This is a genomic window from Kocuria rosea (genome assembly GCF_023715525.1).
GTDB lineage: Bacteria > Actinomycetota > Actinomycetes > Actinomycetales > Micrococcaceae > Kocuria > Kocuria rosea_A.
The window spans coordinates 106,652-121,524 of sequence record NZ_JAMBOG010000005.1 but is presented as its reverse complement, the minus strand read 5'-3'; the positions used below and the strand labels follow the sequence as shown (position 1 = coordinate 121,524).

General features: G+C 71.8%; 14 protein-coding genes and 1 tRNA gene. 5 read left to right on the top strand and 10 right to left on the bottom strand.

Annotated features, from left to right (window positions below; all coding sequences use genetic code 11):
- Window positions 1–1,461: 1,461 nt before the first annotated feature.
- From qcrB to ctaE, 4 genes are all read right to left on the bottom strand, one after another.
- On the bottom strand, window positions 1,462–3,117 hold the full coding sequence (gene qcrB / locus M3185_RS05195; RefSeq protein WP_251332609.1) for a cytochrome bc1 complex cytochrome b subunit: 1,656 nt from the start codon (window positions 3,115–3,117) through the stop codon (window positions 1,462–1,464).
- A complete protein-coding gene (gene qcrA / locus M3185_RS05190; protein ID WP_445298419.1) occupies window positions 3,117–4,211 on the bottom strand; it encodes a cytochrome bc1 complex Rieske iron-sulfur subunit in 1,095 nt (364 codons plus the stop codon). Before qcrA ends, qcrB begins: the two co-directional genes overlap by 1 nt.
- 73 nt (window positions 4,212–4,284) lie before the next feature.
- On the bottom strand, window positions 4,285–5,076 hold the full coding sequence (qcrC, locus tag M3185_RS05185; protein WP_251332607.1) for a cytochrome bc1 complex diheme cytochrome c subunit: 792 nt from the start codon (window positions 5,074–5,076) through the stop codon (window positions 4,285–4,287).
- A gap of 64 nt (window positions 5,077–5,140) precedes the next feature.
- Window positions 5,141–5,779: an aa3-type cytochrome oxidase subunit III gene (gene ctaE / locus M3185_RS05180; protein WP_251332606.1), complete on the bottom strand. Its 639-nt coding sequence runs from the start codon at window positions 5,777–5,779 to the stop codon at window positions 5,141–5,143.
- 244 nt (window positions 5,780–6,023) lie between these two features.
- Between ctaE and trpD the strand changes: the two genes are divergently transcribed.
- Window positions 6,024–7,082, top strand: a complete 1,059-nt coding sequence (trpD, locus tag M3185_RS05175; protein ID WP_251332605.1) for an anthranilate phosphoribosyltransferase — start codon at window positions 6,024–6,026, stop codon at window positions 7,080–7,082.
- A 133-nt stretch (window positions 7,083–7,215) separates the two neighbouring features.
- Here trpD and M3185_RS05170 read toward each other — a convergent pair whose 3' ends face one another.
- Together M3185_RS05170 and M3185_RS05165 are read right to left on the bottom strand one after the other, a co-directional pair.
- Entirely contained in the window at window positions 7,216–7,494 is a 279-nt protein-coding gene (locus tag M3185_RS05170) for an Lrp/AsnC family transcriptional regulator (protein ID WP_251332604.1), read from the bottom strand.
- Window positions 7,495–7,545: 51 nt separating this feature from the next.
- Window positions 7,546–8,004: a DUF3054 domain-containing protein gene (locus M3185_RS05165; RefSeq protein WP_251332603.1), complete on the bottom strand. Its 459-nt coding sequence runs from the start codon at window positions 8,002–8,004 to the stop codon at window positions 7,546–7,548.
- Between the two features lie 327 nt (window positions 8,005–8,331).
- Here M3185_RS05165 and M3185_RS05160 point away from each other — a divergent pair, with 327 nt between their 5' ends.
- A complete protein-coding gene (locus M3185_RS05160) occupies window positions 8,332–8,844 on the top strand; it encodes a potassium channel family protein (protein WP_251332602.1) in 513 nt (170 codons plus the stop codon).
- Between the two features lie 1,210 nt (window positions 8,845–10,054).
- On the opposite strand, the gene M3185_RS05155 is transcribed toward M3185_RS05160, so the two are convergent.
- The 3 genes from M3185_RS05155 to M3185_RS05145 all read right to left on the bottom strand — a co-directional run bounded on the left by M3185_RS05155 (window position 10,055) and on the right by M3185_RS05145 (window position 11,186).
- A tRNA-Met gene (locus M3185_RS05155) sits at window positions 10,055–10,131 on the bottom strand.
- A 158-nt stretch (window positions 10,132–10,289) separates the two neighbouring features.
- Window positions 10,290–10,655, bottom strand: coding sequence for a hypothetical protein (locus M3185_RS05150; protein ID WP_251332601.1), 366 nt, complete (start codon window positions 10,653–10,655; stop codon window positions 10,290–10,292).
- A 174-nt stretch (window positions 10,656–10,829) separates the two neighbouring features.
- Window positions 10,830–11,186, bottom strand: coding sequence for a hypothetical protein (locus M3185_RS05145; RefSeq protein WP_251332600.1), 357 nt, complete (start codon window positions 11,184–11,186; stop codon window positions 10,830–10,832).
- Between the two features lie 250 nt (window positions 11,187–11,436).
- Here M3185_RS05145 and M3185_RS05140 point away from each other — a divergent pair, with 250 nt between their 5' ends.
- A complete protein-coding gene (locus M3185_RS05140; protein WP_251332599.1) occupies window positions 11,437–11,919 on the top strand; it encodes a hypothetical protein in 483 nt (160 codons plus the stop codon).
- A gap of 657 nt (window positions 11,920–12,576) precedes the next feature.
- On the opposite strand, the gene M3185_RS05135 is transcribed toward M3185_RS05140, so the two are convergent.
- On the bottom strand, window positions 12,577–13,221 hold the full coding sequence (locus tag M3185_RS05135) for an NAD(P)H-binding protein (protein WP_251332598.1): 645 nt from the start codon (window positions 13,219–13,221) through the stop codon (window positions 12,577–12,579).
- A gap of 596 nt (window positions 13,222–13,817) precedes the next feature.
- Here M3185_RS05135 and M3185_RS05130 point away from each other — a divergent pair.
- Together M3185_RS05130 and M3185_RS05125 are read left to right on the top strand one after the other, a co-directional pair.
- Complete coding sequence (locus M3185_RS05130; protein ID WP_251332597.1) at window positions 13,818–14,264, top strand: hypothetical protein; 447 nt, start codon at window positions 13,818–13,820, stop codon at window positions 14,262–14,264.
- 107 nt (window positions 14,265–14,371) lie between these two features.
- A complete protein-coding gene (locus M3185_RS05125; RefSeq protein ID WP_251332596.1) occupies window positions 14,372–14,788 on the top strand; it encodes a hypothetical protein in 417 nt (138 codons plus the stop codon).
- Window positions 14,789–14,873: the final 85 nt, after the last annotated feature.

Genomic DNA, 14,873 nt, shown 5'->3' with positions numbered 1-14,873 from the left:
AGGACGGCCGACCGGGGCCCGGGCGGTGTCCGCGCCGCCTGCTGCTGCAAGGTCCGGCTCGGGCGGCTGCGGCACGGCCACGGCGGGCCCTGCGTGGGGCCCACGTGACCCGGCCCGTTGCCGGTCTCCCGAGGAGCGCGGTCCACGAGACGCCGGACGTGGCGTCGTCCGGTTGCCATCCTGCGCGGTCCGGGCCTGTGCCGCCGGCAGTGCCGGCTCGGACCGCCTCACCCCGTCGTGACCGCTGCGCCGCAGTGCGGTCGTCCCAGCCCTCGGCAGGCACGCGGCACCACGGGGGCGCGGCCCGGTGGGAGCACCGTTCGGCGGGCGGCGTGCACTCGATGAGCCCGGCGACCGCAACCGCCGCTCCCCGCGGACCGACAAGGCCGGACGCTCGTCGGCCGGGCGGTGACCAGGGCTCGGGCGTCCTCCCGGGCGTCGTCGAACCCGGAAGGCCTGGAGAGCCGGCGCCGGCCGGGACCCGGGCGGACAGGCGGGCCCGGCGGAGGCCCGGCTCGGCGAAGCCGGCCGGGACCGACGACGCGGGCAGGAAGCGGTGCCCCGGCACCGTGCGCGGAGACTCCTGGGCCGCTCCCACGGGACCGCAGTGGGGCGCGAGCGTCCGGTGCTCCATACCCAGCACTGGTGTCTCCGACGCTGGACGGTGTGCTGCGGCGGTGTGGGGCTCGGCACCCGTGTTCCCGTCCGTCTAAGCCCCGCAGGGGGGGCGTGGCCTGTCCCGCGGACCGTGCGTGTCCTGGCGGCCCTGGCGGCCCGTCGCAGCGGGTCCGGCAACATCTCTGTCGCGGACGTCCACGACTGGACGTGGCAGGCGTACCGGGCAACCGCTGGCGTCCGGCCATCGGAGCAGCCGCGCTCCTCCGGCGCTGGCCGACGTGTGCGCAGAGGGGACCGACCGAGGGGTCGAGTCGGCGGAAGAGCCGGGCCGCCGGAGCCGCCGGTTCCGCATCGGCTCGATGGCCGGTGGCGGCTGCCGCCTCGTTCCTCTACCCCCAGCGGGCGACCAGCACGAGCCGCGACGGCCCCCCGTGTCGTCCGACGCCCCGCCCAGCGCACCGCAGCCTGCGGCTGAGGGTGCTTCCGGCACTGCTACCGCCCCGACAGCCAAGGACGCGCTCCCGACCGCCCGGCCCGTAGGGAGCGTCCCGGCCGGCTCGCCGGGCCCACGCGCGGATCCCGGTTCCACGGCGGCGGTGGCGGGCTGGGCGCTGGCGCTGCCGATCGGCCCCGGCGGCGGCACGTGCCGACGCCACGATCTCCGGTTCCGAGGCATGCCTGCACGCGCCGGCCCGTGCCCCCCGACCGTGCAGCGGGGCGAGCACGGGCGTCAGCACATGCAACACTCCCTCACCGGCTCGGGCGAGGAGGGCCACGGCAGAAGACGAGGGCCCCGAGAGGAATGATCCTCTCGGGGCCCTCGTCAGCAGGGAAGTCGCCGGGTCAGCGGACGAGCTCCTTGTCCTGAGTGCCGGCCGTGACGGCCTCGTGGTGGTGGTGCGCCGCCTCGAGCTCGGCGGGCGTCACCGGGGCGACGCGGTCCTCGAAGAACCAGCGGCTGATCCGGCCGCGTGCCTTCTCGAGGCCCGTGATCTTGCCCTTGCCGTTGGGCTCCGCCGGCTGCACCTGGTAATCCGGGAAGGCGACGAGACGGTACCGCTTGTACTCGTCGATCGGCTCGTGCACCTCGATGAACTCACCGTGGGGCAGCTGCTGCACCCGGCCGGTCTCGCGGCCGTGCAGGACGATCTCCCGGTCCTTGCGCTGGAGCGCCAGGCAGACGCGCCGCGTGATGATGAATCCGAGGATCGGGCCCACGAAGTATGCGGTGCGCAGCCAGTAGATGACGTCGTTGAGGGAGACGTGGAAGTGGGTGGCGATGAGGTCGCCGGAGGCGGAGACCAGCATGACCGTGTAGAACACCACGCCTGCCACGCCCATCGCGGTGCGGAACGGCGCGTTGCGCGGCCGGTCCAGGAGGTGGTGCTCCCGGTCGTCCTTCGTGACCCACCGCTCGAGCCACGGCCACGCGGCCATGAGCGCGAACAGGATCATGATCGGGACCATCGGCAGCAGCACGTTGAAGGGGATCGACATGCCCCAGAAGGTCCACTCCCAGCTGAACGGCCAGTTGCCGGGCATGAGGCGCACGGCCCCGTCGGTGAAGCCCATGTACCAGTCTGGCTGCGAGCCGGCCTGGACCGGCGAGGGGTCGTACGGGCCGTAGTTCCAGATCGCGTTGATCGTGGTGGTCGCGGCCAGCAGGGCCATGATGCCGAACACGATGAAGAAGAACCCGCCCGCCTTGGCGGCGTACACCGGGCCGACCGGGAAGCCCACGACGTTGTTCTCGGTGCGGCCGGGGCCGGGGAACTGGGTGTGCTTGTGGACGACGACCATAAACAGGTGCACCACGATCAGCCCGAGGATCGCCGCGGGAATCAGCAGCACGTGGATGATGTACAGGCGCGGGATGATGTCGTGGCCCGGGAACTCGCCGCCGAACAGGAACATCGACAGGTAGGCGCCCACGATGGGGATCGCCTTCAAAATGGCGTCGGCGATGCGCAGGCCGTTGCCCGAAAGGACGTCGTCCGGCAGGGAGTAGCCGGTGAAGCCGGCCACGATCGCCAGGAGGAACAGGCCCACGCCGACGAGCCAGTTGAGCTCGCGCGGGCGGCGGAACGCCCCGGTGAAGAACACGCGGAGCATGTGCACCGACACGGAGGCGGCGAACACGAGCGCCGACCAGTGGTGGAGCTGGCGGAGGAAGAGGCCACCGCGGATGTCGAAGGAGATGTCGAGCGACGACACGTAGGCCGCCGACATCTCGACACCCTGCATGGGTACGTAGCTGCCCTCGTACTCCATGGATGCCATGGACGGGTCGAACCACAGGGCGAGGAAGGTGCCGGAGAGCAGCAGGATGACGAAGGTGTAGAGCGCCACCTCGCCGAACATGAAGGACCAGTGGTCCGGGAAGATCTTGCGGCCGAACTCCTTCACGATCGGCGACATGCCGACGCGGGTGTCGACGAAGTTCGCGATCCGACCGGTGCTGGTCTGCGGCTTGTACTCGTAGTCAGTGGACGTGGACATCAGTTTGCCTCACCCTGCATCTCTTCGACATGGGTACCCCGCTGCGAGTAGGTGGGGCCCACCGGCTCGTGGAAGTCGCTCCGGGCCACGAGGTAGCCGTCGGCGTCAACCGTGATGGGCAGCTGCGGGAGGGGACGGGCGGCCGGCCCGAAGATGACCTCGCACTCGTTGGTGAGGTCGAACGTGGACTGGTGGCACGGGCACAGCAGGTGGTGGGTCTGCTGCTCGTAGAGCGCGACGGGGCAGCCGACGTGCGTGCACACCTTCGAGTAGGCGAAGATGCCGTCGACGTTCCAGTCCGCGCGGTCGGGGGAGACGTTGACCGACTCCGGGTCCAGGCGCATGAGCAGGACCACGGCCTTGGCCTTCTCGTCGAGGTAGCCCTCGTGGTGGCTGAGCTCGTTAAGGTTCTCCGGGACGACGTGGAAGGTGGAGCCCAGCGTGACGTCCGAGGCCTTGATCGGAGTCCCGGACGGGTCGCGCACCAGGCGCACGCCCTCGTCCCACAAGGTCTCCTTGAGCGGGTCCAGGTTGGTCGGGCCGAGGTCCTTGAGGAGACCGATGAACGGCAGGGGAGCGACGACCGCCGCGCCGATCAGGGTGTTGCGCAGCAGCGGGCGGCGCTTGATGCCCGACTCGTCGTAGACCGTGGTGAGGATGCTCTGCGCGTCGGCGCGCTGCTCCTCGGTGCGCACGGCGTGCCGGCTCTCGACGAGCTCGTGGTCCGGCATGAGGGTCCGGGCCCAGTGCACGACGCCAATCCCGATCCCGAACATGGCCAGGGCGATGCCCAGCCCGAGCAGGAGGTTCTGCAGGCGCAGGGCGTCGGTGGCCGTGGGGTTCGTGACGTCGTAGAGCGGTCCCTCAACCCGGACACCGAAGTACCCGACGAAGAACATCACCGATCCGAGGATCGAGATCAGGAACAGCAGCGACACCTGCCGTTCGGCCCGCTTCGCCGCCTTGGACTCGACGTCCGTGAGGCGGGGGCGGTGCGGGGGCAGCCCGGGGTCGGGGAAACGCTCCATCTCCGTGGTGCCCGTAGTGGCAACGGTTCCCGACTGGTGGGGAGTGCCGTCACTGTGGCTTCCCATGTGGTCCCTCATTCTTCTCTTGGTGCAGTTGATCGTAGCTTCGGGGTCCGACAACCAGTGCCGGCACGGAGCGTCAGGCGGACCGCGAGGTGAGCCAGACAGTGAACCCGATGATGACGGCCAGTCCGATGGTCCAGACGAATAGGCCTTCGGAGACCGGGCCGAGCGAGCCCAGCGAGAACCCGCCCGGGCTCGGGTTGGTCTCGAGGGTCTTCAGGTACGTGATGACGTCCCGCTTCTCCTCCGGGGTGATGTTCGCGTCGTTGAACACGGGCATGTTCTGCGGGCCCGTCACCATGGCCTCGTAGATGTGGTTCTCCTCCACGCCCATCAGCTCCGGTGCGTACTTGCCCCGGGTCAGCGCGCCACCGGCACCGGCGGCGTTGTGGCACATCGCGCAGTTAGCCAGGAAGACCTTGGCGCCGTTGGCGGCGTTGCCCTGGGTGACGTCCAGGTACTCCTCCTCGGGAACGCCCGGGCCGGCGCCGAAGGTCGCGACGTAGGCGGCCAGCTGCTGGGTCTCCTCGGCGTCGAACTGGGGAGCCTTCTGCGGTGCCTGGGGGCCGTTGGCCTGCATCGGCATGCGCCCGGTGCCCACCTGGAAGTCGACGGCGGCTGCTCCCACCCCGACCAGCGACGGTCCGGACGGCGTCCCTGCGCCCTCCATGCCGTGGCAGGTGGAGCAGTTCGCGAGGAACAGCTTCTGACCCTCTTCGATGTCCTGCGCCGTGTAGGTCTCGGTCTGGGCCTTGGCCTCGTTGGTGGTTGTGGCAACTGCGTAGAGCCCACCGGTGAGGAGCAGGGCCAGGACCATCAGTACGAGGACTGCGAGAGGGTGGCGCCGCTGTTGCGAAAGTGCCTTCACGTCAAACGTTCCTTTAACTCGGTGCTGCGTTGGTTTGCTGGGGGCGTCCCCGGGACGACGTGGACTACTTGAGGAAGTAGACCACGAGGAAGAGGACGATCCAGACGACGTCCACGAAGTGCCAGTAGTAGGACACGACGATCGCCGAGGTGGCCTCGTAGTGCCCGAAACGCTTGGCGACGAACGCGCGTCCCATGATGCACAGGAAGGCGATCAGGCCTGCGGACACGTGCAGGGCGTGGAAGCCCGTGGTGATGTAGAAGGCGGAGCCGTACGCGTGGGCCGGGATGCTGACGCCGTGGCCGATCAGCTCGGCGTACTCGTAGGCCTGCACCGCCACGAAGAAGGCGCCCATGAGGAACGTCAGCGCGAACCACTCGACGACGCCCCACCGGGTGAACTGGAACAGCCCGCCCGTGCGGCGCGCCTGGAGGCGCTCCGCCGCGAAGACGCCGAACTGGCAGGTCACGGAGCTGAGCACGAGGACGATGGTGTTCACCAGCGCCAGCGGGATGTTCAGCTTGGCGGACTCCTGCGCCCAGAGCTCCGGAGAGGTCGAGCGGAGGGTGAAGTACATCGCGAAGAGGGCGGCAAAGAACATCAGCTCGGAAGCGAGCCACACGATGGTGCCCACGGAGGTGAGGTTGGGCCGATTGATCGACCCGCCTGCCGGCTTGGCTGGGGTATGGGTTGCAGTCGTCACAGAGACATTATGTCGCCAAAACTCCCGGTGGACCAACCACGGCCGGGTTCGGGCGGTTCGCGGGTCACGACGCGCCGGACGGCCCTCGACCTGCCCGTCCGGCGGGCCCGCGGGGCGGATCGGCGCGGCCGCCCGCCCCGCCGGGGGAGCTCCGGGCGAGGTGTGATGTGTGCGACAGGGCGGGCCCGGCGGGCACGGTCGGGCGCGGAGCGCTCCTGCGGCGCCGGGGGATACGATCGGGGGCGTGAACACGACGACCTCGGCGACCGCGCCGCACTTCGAGTGGCCCGATCTGATCACCGCGCTGATCGGGGGCACGGACCTGACCCGTGACCAGGCCTACTGGGCCATGGACACGATCATGTCGGGGGAGGTGCCCGACGTGGTGATCGCCGGCTTTCTGGTGGCCCTGCGGGCCAAGGGGGAGACGGTGGAGGAGCTCACCGGGCTCGCGGACGCCATGGTCCGCAACGCCCGTCCGGTGGACGTGGCCGGTCCGGCGCTGGACATCGTGGGCACCGGGGGAGATCGGCTGGGGAGCGTGAACATCTCCACGATGGCGGCGCTCGTCTGTGCAGGGGCCGGGGTGCAGGTGGTCAAGCACGGGAACCGGGCCTCGTCGTCGAAGTCGGGCTCCGCCGATGTGCTGGAGGCCCTGGGGGTCCGGCTGGACCTGCCGGTGGAGATGGTCGAGTCCGCCGCGGCGCAGGTGGGCATCACGTTCTTGTTCGCGCAGACGTTCCACCCGTCGATGCGCTTCGCCGCCGCGGTGCGGAAGCAGCTGCGCGTCGCTACGGCGTTCAACTTCCTGGGCCCCCTCACTAACCCCGCGCGGGTGGCGGCCTCGGCGATCGGGGTGGCGGACCCGGTGCTGGCGCCGCTGCTGGCCGGGGTGTTCGCGGCGCGGGGGGACCGGGCGCTGGTGTTCCGTGGGCAGGACGGGCTGGACGAGCTCACGGTCACCGCTCCGTCCGCGGTCTGGGAGGTGCGCGGCGGGAAGGTCGAGGAGCACGAGTTCGAACCGCTCGACTTCGGCATGGGCCGGGCCGACATCGAGGATCTGCGAGGTCGGGACGCCCGGTACAACGCCCGCGTGGTGGAACAGGTGCTGGCGGGGGAGGCGGGGCACATCCGCAACGCCGTGGTGCTCAATGCCGCGGCCGGCCTGGTCGCCTTCGACCCGGTGGCCCAGGGCTCTCTGGAGGAGCGGATGGCGGCTGCGATCCGGCGGGCGGAGGAGTCCATCGACAGCGGCGCGGCCCGGGGGGTGCTGGACCGCTGGATCGCGCACACCCGCGGCTGACCGGGCCCTGACCCACCGCTGACCCGTACCGCCGCCGGGGCCGGGTCCGCAACGACGAGGACGCGGACCGGCGAGCACCCGGGCCCACCGGCCCTCGCCCTCGTGCGTGCGGGGCACGGGCAGGACTGTGCGGCTATTCGATGCCGAGGGAGAAGGCGGCGTCGAGGTCGTGCTTGCTGTAGGTGCGGAAGGCGATGTTGGTGTTGGTCTCCACGACGCCGGGGACCTTGGAGAGGCGGTCGGCGATGACGTCGGCGAGGTCTTCGTGCTCGTGCACGCGCACGATCGCGATGAGGTCCCATTCCCCGGTCACCGAGTAGACCTCGCTGATCCCGGGGATGTCGGAGACCTGCTCCGCGACCTCGGGGATGCGGTCGGCAGTGGTCTTGATCAGGACGATGGCGGTGAGCATGGGGCGCCTCTCGGGACAGGGGTCCGGTGGTGGACCGGTGGGACGGATCGGTCAGCGGGCTCGGCGGCCGCTCGGCCCGGCGGCCCGGGGCGTGCCCCGCCGCACGAGAAGCCGGGTGACGGTGCGGGGGACCAGTAGGAAGACCGCCAGGACGACCAGGGCGACGAGCACGAAGCTCGGCGCGGTGCCCGCCCCCGTCACGTCCCGCAGGGCCATCCCCACGGCCACGGTGGTCAGCCACAGGGCCACGCCCCGGGGCCACACGGCGACGGGGGCGCGGTGCACGCGCCAGACCGCCCAGCCGGCGGCCAGACCGACCAGGAAGGGCCAGGCGGTGCCCAGCAGGCCAGTCAGCTCCAGGGCCGGGGCGTCAGGGGCGTGGGTGCGGCGTCCCAGCGCGGCGAAGACCAGGATCAGGGCGAGGTCGAGGACCAGGGGCACGGCCCAGGGGACCGGCCGGTGCCCCAGGCGTGCCCGGGCAGGAGGTGGGGAGCTGGCCACGGTGCGCATGGACGCAGTCTAATGCTCGCCGTTCCAGGGCTACCCGCGAGGATCCACCGACCATCCTGAAAGGCATCGACGTGGAAGTCAGGGTCGAGACCGGTGCCTGAACTCTCACGTCCAGGTTCAGTGATCCACGGGAGGGGCAGGCGTTAGTCCGCTGCCGCGGTGGTTCTGCCCGAGGCGCGGGAGGCCGGGAAACGGCGTCGGGTGGCGCCAGAACAGGGCGGCGTCCGGGGACACTGGAGCATGCCTGCTACGTCTTCTGCTGCGGATGCGGCAGCCACTGTCCTGAGTCATGCCCGCCGCGCCTGGCCCGGCATCCGCCGTGAGGTGGTGCCGGCTCTGGTCGTGTTCTGGATCAATCTCGCCGCGTGCGGGCTGGTCTTCGCGGCTCTGGAACCGGACGACAACTGGCTAGTCGGGCTCTACTGGTCGGCCGTGACCGGCTCCACCACCGGGTTCGGGGACGTGCTGCCGTCCTCGGTGGCCTCGATGCTGCTGACGATCTACGCCATCGCGTCGTCGTGGGTGCTCAACCTCGTAGTCGCGACGCTGCTGATCAAGAACGTGCTGCCCGAGCCGCACCTGTTCACCGACGCCGAGCAGCGCCACGGCCAGGCCCACGACGCGGTGCAGACCGCTCACGCTCGCTACCAGAGCGCGATGAGCGAGGCCCTGCACCGCAGCGTGCTAGGAGAGGACCCTCGCACCCTGGCCGCATACGGCGACCTCGCCCACGCCGAGCACCAGCTGGCCCACGCCCAGCACGCCCTGGACCGCGAACAGGCCCAGCGCGGCGAGCCCCGCGTCGGCTCCACCTCCTGGAGACCCCCGCGTCCTCGCTGAGCCGCGTCCTCCGGCGGGTCGTGACCGTCGCGGGCGCACGACACGCAGATTCGTCGGCCGCCCGGCCGGGCGGTGGGGTCCCCGGGGTCGGCTCGAGAAGGGGGCCTTCACCGCCCGTGGTGCCGGCCCGGGGTGGGTTGATGACGTTGATGGTCAGGGAGGGTTTGAGATGAGGTGCAGGGCCGGTCATGCTGTGGGAAGCCCTGTGGGACACCTCACTCCCGGGTTTGCCGCCGGTCGTCCCCGATGGGGTGTCGGTTCGTGGCGGGGGTGGGCGGTGGGTCCGGACGACGACGTCCCGGCTCCCCTGGCCGTCCGGGCCGGGTCCGGTGACAGGTCACCGCGCCGTGGGTCCTGCCCGGAGTGGTGCGCTCCCTGCGCAGGGGCCCTGTCAGGGCTGCCCGCCCTGACGGTCCGGGCACGGGGTGGGAGAACCCCGGTGGGCAAAGGTGCCGACCGGCGGTGGCGACAGCGAAGGAGATCACGATGAGCAGCAATTCCATGGGGGCAGACGCCTGGTCCGTGCGGGGCCGAGGGGAAGCAGCCGTCCAGGTCGGCGGGCGGGCCGATCGGAGTGCGCCGCCGCTGACACGATCCCGGGGCGCCGATCGCCTGGGGCGGATGTGGCCCGCCGGGCCGGTCCGTGCCGAGGCGGGGGGCTGGGTCCCGGCGCTGCCCGCGGTGGTGGTCCACGGCCGAGCCCCCAGGGAGCGCCCGGAGGACGACGAGGTGCTGATCCTTCCCGTGCGACCGGCACGAGCCCGCCTCGTGGACCATGAGCGCCCGGAGGACGACGAGGTGCTGGTCACCGGAGCCCTGCGCTGATCCTCCTGCGCTGATTCTCCGGCAGGACCCTCGTCCTCCGGGTCCGTCCTCGTCCGCGCTCGTGGCGATCGGCCCGGGGCCGTCGGGGGCCAGCCCCCTCCGCTGTGGAGCCTGATCCGGGCGGTGCCCGCGCTCGCGGGTGCGGTGCCCGTGGTGCTCTCCGTGCTGCGCAGTGGTCCTCCGGTCCGGGGGTGGCAGGGCATGCTCGCTCGCCGGCCGGGAGGCTCGCCTCATGGCGGTGGTCAGCGGATCAGCCGTCTGGCCGGCCGATCGGGCCGGTGCGGGCGGAGGAAGCCCACCGGGATTGCCGGTCGCCGGGGACGCCCTGGTGCGTGCCAGGACAGCGCAAGGCCCCCTGGACCTTCACGGTCCAGGGGGCCTGCTGTGGTTGCGGGGGCAAGATTTGAACTTGCGACCTCTGGGTTATGAGCCCAGCGAGCTACCGAACTGCTCCACCCCGCGGCGACGGTCCGACTATACGGGGGGCGGGACCCAAAATGCACATCGGGCACCGCCACAGCGGACGTGGCTGCCACGGCCCGGACGCCGTGCGGGCTCGGGGCCGGGGGTGTTCGCCGAGAAGCAGGTCGGACTCCCCCGACGAGCCCGTCCGACGCCGTTCAGGGCGTCAACGGGTCCAGGGTGTCGACGCCGGTCATCCCCAGGCAGGCCACGGCCGCCTTCAGCGCTGCCACCTGCCGGGCAATGGCCGCCGGATCGGCCGCGTCCCGGCTGACGAGACGGTGCCCGATGGGGCGGTTCGGCGACACGGTCCCGGGCACGTGCGCCCGCACCGGACGCGGCTCGATGCCGACGACCGCGTGCTCGGGTTCCAGGTGCATGCTCAACTGGTCGAGGTGGTGCAGGGCGTCCTCGAACGCCTCGAAGACCAGGGTGGAGCACACGGTGGCCAGGTGACCGCTCGGCCCGGTACCGGGTAGCGGCCGGACGTAGAAGCCGGGATCCAGGAGCAGCTCAGCGCACATGACGGGAGTCTAGATCCCCGATCTCCAACCGCCACCGGGCATTACGTCCGCCGTCCCGGTGTGACGACGCCTGGGTCGTCGGGGGTCATGCTCCCCGTCCCGGCCCGCTCCCTGCAGCGGGAGGAGGGAAGGGTCCCGTGCTCCTTCCTCCGCCGTGTCCCGTTGCCCCGTGCTTCACTCCACCGCGTCGTAGTGCGGCACGGGGACCGCTGCCGGCGCCATGCCCAGCCGCTCGACGACCCGATGCAGGGCGGCCACCTGCCGGCGCAGGTCGGCCGCGGGTAGCAGCTCCCACCCGGACAGCTTCCACCCGACCGCCCCCAGGTGCTCACCTCCCGGGACGCGCTGGATCCTGAGCTCGGCGACCACCTCGGCGGGGTCCATCTCCGCCGCGAGGACCGCCTGGTGGATCCGGGCGGTCCTCTCGTCCTCGAAGACGTGGGTGGAGTCCACGAAGCACTCGCGAAGCTCCGGGTCGGCACCGGTCCGCCGGACGTAGAAGTCCGGGTCCACCAGCTTCACCGCGCTCATGCCGATCAGTCTACGAGCCGACCGGTGGACCGGTGGGCGCATGCCACGCGCACGAGGTGGCCGACACCACTGCGGCGCCGTCCCCCGCCGGCGGGCGCAGACCGGCGAGCGGTCTCCCCGGTGGGGACGACGCCGTCCACGGGGGCGAGGGGGCCTGCCCGTCTCCGCGGGGCCGCCGACGATCTTCACCGCCGGGCCTTGCCGCGCAGAAAGCCTCCACCAGCGGCTGATCCCGGGGCAGACTGGAGGCATGAGCGAGCCGACTCCCGACCCGGCCCCCGACCCGGAGGCCCAGCCCGAGCATCCCGTGCCGGTGCCGGGGCGCTTCCTGAAGAAGTCGAAGCTGTCCGCCCACCGCCCCCACGTCCATCGGCTGCGCGCGGTGCGGACCGGGGAGCGCGCGGCGGCCGTCTACATCGGCTGGCCCGAGAACACCGGCCCCGTTCCCACCGGCTCGGCCCTGTACGCCCAGGCGCTGGCCGTGGCCGAAGCCACCCACCGGGAGGACCACCTGCTGGAGACCGTCCCCCTGCAGGTCACCGTCCACGTCCACGCTCCCGAACCGCCCGCCCCCGGCGGCGCGATGGAGGTCCTGCTCGACCTCTCCGGGCTGCCCACCGTCCAGATGGAGATGCACTTCTACGACCTGGCCCCCACCACCGAGACCCTCGACTGGTTCCTCGACGCGATGGTCTCCGCCTCCTGGGCCCTCGTGGAAACCAGTGAGGAGTAGTCCCCGGCGCGGCGCACACCGGGGCCGCAGGGCCACCGCCTGCGGCGCTCGCCGCTTCGTGCCCGACGCGCTCGAGGTCGCGGCCGCGCGCTCAGCCGGCGTCCGGGCCGGGCACGGGAGGCCGAGTCCGCTGGGGATGGAGCGGGCCGGTGCTGTGCGGGGCTTCTGAGGGCTTGAGGGGCTTTCGGCCGGTGGGCTCCATCGGGGATACTGGGATGCAGCTTGAGAAGCGTGCGCAGGCGGGGTGTGATGCATCCCGTGGCAGGGGGACCGGGCCCGTGGGGGTTCTGGTCCCCCTGTCGTGTGTCCTGGCCTTTCGTCGGTCGGACGCCCTCCGAGGGCCTCGCCGTGCTCGGCGTCCTCCTCGCCCGGTCGGTCCGGGTGCGCGGGGCGGCAGCCCCCGCGTTGCCGGCACCAGGGACTCCTCGCGCTCGGGCAGCAGGCGGCACGCGCCTGTGCAGGAGGGCCCATGACCCGGAGACCTCGGGGCGGCACCCGGCGTGGGCGTGGGCCGTTGGCCCCGGTCACGGCCCTCCGTGGTAGAGCGCTCCGTCCACGCGGATCACCTGCGGGCGGGCGGCCGGTGCGCCCCTGGCTCCACCGGTGCGACGGAGCGTGCTCGTGCGCGGTGCCGCCGACTGCGGCCGGCGCGGGTCATCAGTTGCTGACGGCGGGAGCGTCGCGGATGTAGGTGGTCTCCAGGACCTGGGTGGTGGTGAACCGGGCGATGTCGGCGGCGGTGGCCGAGGCGCCCACCTCGCCGGGGCCGAAGAACCCCACGTACTTCAGGCCCCGGGCGCTGCCTCCGGTGGCGTGCATGAAGCGCACAACCGTCCAGTCGAGTCCGGAGCCGGCGACCACCTGCATCATCTCCTGCATCTGCCGGTAGGCGTGGGGGGCGAAGCGGCGGGCGAGGAACCGGTGGACCTTGATGTGGGTGGTGGGCCTCTCCCGGGGACACAGGCTGACCACCGGGGTGCCGTGGCCGATGTAGCGGCGGATCCCGTGGCGGTGCATGCTGGCCACGATGTGACCGGTGCCCTCCGCCAGGGACAGCCTGCGGGAGTGGGGCCGCAGGCGGGGATCCAGGGTGCTGATCACCGCCTCGGCGCCTTTCACCGCGGTGTCGACAGCCGCGGAGTCGGTGATCCGACCGATCACCGTCGCCACCTCCCGTCCCCAGGCGGCCGGCACCGGCGTGGGGTCGTGCAGGAAGACGGTGACCTCGTAGCCGCGGAACAGCAGGTCCTCGACCAGCTCCTGGCCCATGGGATGGGTCGCCCCGAACACGGTGACCTTCATCCGTCCCCCGATCCTCGTCCATGGACATGTCCCCCGAAGAGTAGACCATCGGATTTGCAATCAAAATGCCATAGGGGGGACGTGCTGTCTTCGGGCCGTCGACGGAGCCGTGCCGGGGACCGGCCGGTTCGGCGGTCCGGTCACCGGGAGGGTCCCGGGAGCACCCCGCAGTGCCGCAGGGAGGCAGGCATGTGCGGACACCGCCGCACGGGAACGGCCCCGGCCGTGTCCGCAGAGAGCCGACGCTCCGGGCGAGCCGGCTCGTTCCGCAGCTCCCCGGTGGACGAGTCGGCGCCGGGACGGTGCCACTGTGCGGCCGGCCGGTGTCTCCGGCAGGGCTTCGCGGTTCCTGGAGTCCACCGCTGCGGCGCCTGAGGGCCCGAAGCCGGTGCCCGCCCTCGTCGACGGGACGGGGGCTCCCGCTCGTCACGGGACCGAGGTCGTGGGCCGGTGCGGCCTCGCCGCGAGCTCCGCGGGCTACGACGTGCGTGGGCCCTTGTGGGGACAGCACGGGCAAATAGTGACTCCTGAGTAGCCAGTACGCTGATGTTTATGCATCGACCGGGCTTCTCCCCCCTTCAGGAAGCGAGACGACGATGACCACCCACGAGATCCTGCAGGCCGTCAAGGGCGTGGTCGAGACCCACCCCGGAGCCGGGGTGCGGGTGGACCGGTTCGAGATCGTCGACGAGGTCGCCGAGCTCTCCCTGTCCTTCCGCGACGAGGTGCTGAAGAACATGCTCGCCTCCGAGCTGGCCTCCACCGGCGGGCCTGCCGACTGGGGGGACCCTCACGCGCCGATGGCCGAGGGCTCCCCAACCTGGGGCTACGCCGGCGGGATCGCGGCGCTGCTCCACCACGGCTACTTCAACCAGGTGATCCTCGCCCAGCACGAGCCTGCGCTGCAGCGGATCCTGGCCGAGCACGGCCACCCCGGCACACCGGTGACCGCCACTGCCACCTACACCCCGGGCGACCTCATGGTCCACTACCGCAAGCTCAAGGCCGAGCACCTCGAGGACCTGCGCACCCCCCGAGGCTGAAGGCTCACCGCGGCCGGCCCGGCCGGCGCCGGCGCCCGGACGCGGATCTCCGCCCGGGCCGCAGACGGCGACCCCGTCGAGGAACCGGCCGATCCGGTGGCGAGGCTGTGGACCGCGCGCGTCGTGCCACAGCCCCGGCGGACACGCCGTCGTCCCACCACTACATCCTGGACGAGCTGAACGGGATCGCCGTGCAGGTCCATGGTCCCTACCCGCCCAGCCGGCAGGATCTGGCGGGAGCCCCGCAGGCCGAGCAGGCCCCCGCGTGGTGCCCGCAGGTGCAGGAGCACTTCGACGTGGGGAAGGACGAGCACGGCCACGAGTACCTCCACCACCGCGACGACTCCCCGGTGCGCCCGCACGGCCGCACCGGGCGCAGCCAGCAGGGCGGCGCACAGCGCGCAGCGCACCGGCGCCCCGGCCGAGCGGCCCCGGTTCCCGGCCTGGGCCGGAGCGGCCCACCGGTCGGCGGGGTGCCGGAGCGCGGCAATGGCGTCGCCCGTTCCGGGCCCGCTCCTTGCTGAGCGCGTGGGGTCCTGGACGGGAGTTCCTGCGGGGTGCCGTGGGGGGCGCGACATCTTCGGCGCTCGGATAACGATCCTGGCCGGT

Excerpts from the sequence above, each read along its gene's own strand:
- M3185_RS05170 (WP_251332604.1), bottom strand. The coding sequence starts at position 7,494 with ATGCTCACCGCCATCGTCCTGATCAAGACCACTGCCGACCGCATCCCC.
- M3185_RS05130 (WP_251332597.1), top strand. The coding sequence starts at position 13,818 with ATGACCACCCACGAGATCCTGCAGGCCGTCAAGGGCGTGGTCGAGACC.
- qcrB (WP_251332609.1), bottom strand. The coding sequence starts at position 3,117 with ATGTCCACGTCCACTGACTACGAGTACAAGCCGCAGACCAGCACCGGT.
- M3185_RS05145 (WP_251332600.1), bottom strand. The coding sequence starts at position 11,186 with ATGAGCGCGGTGAAGCTGGTGGACCCGGACTTCTACGTCCGGCGGACC.
- M3185_RS05150 (WP_251332601.1), bottom strand. The coding sequence starts at position 10,655 with ATGTGCGCTGAGCTGCTCCTGGATCCCGGCTTCTACGTCCGGCCGCTA.
- M3185_RS05165 (WP_251332603.1), bottom strand. The coding sequence starts at position 8,004 with ATGCGCACCGTGGCCAGCTCCCCACCTCCTGCCCGGGCACGCCTGGGG.
- qcrA (WP_445298419.1), bottom strand. The coding sequence starts at position 4,211 with ATGGGAAGCCACAGTGACGGCACTCCCCACCAGTCGGGAACCGTTGCC.
- M3185_RS05135 (WP_251332598.1), bottom strand. The coding sequence starts at position 13,221 with ATGAAGGTCACCGTGTTCGGGGCGACCCATCCCATGGGCCAGGAGCTG.
- M3185_RS05140 (WP_251332599.1), top strand. The coding sequence starts at position 11,437 with ATGAGCGAGCCGACTCCCGACCCGGCCCCCGACCCGGAGGCCCAGCCC.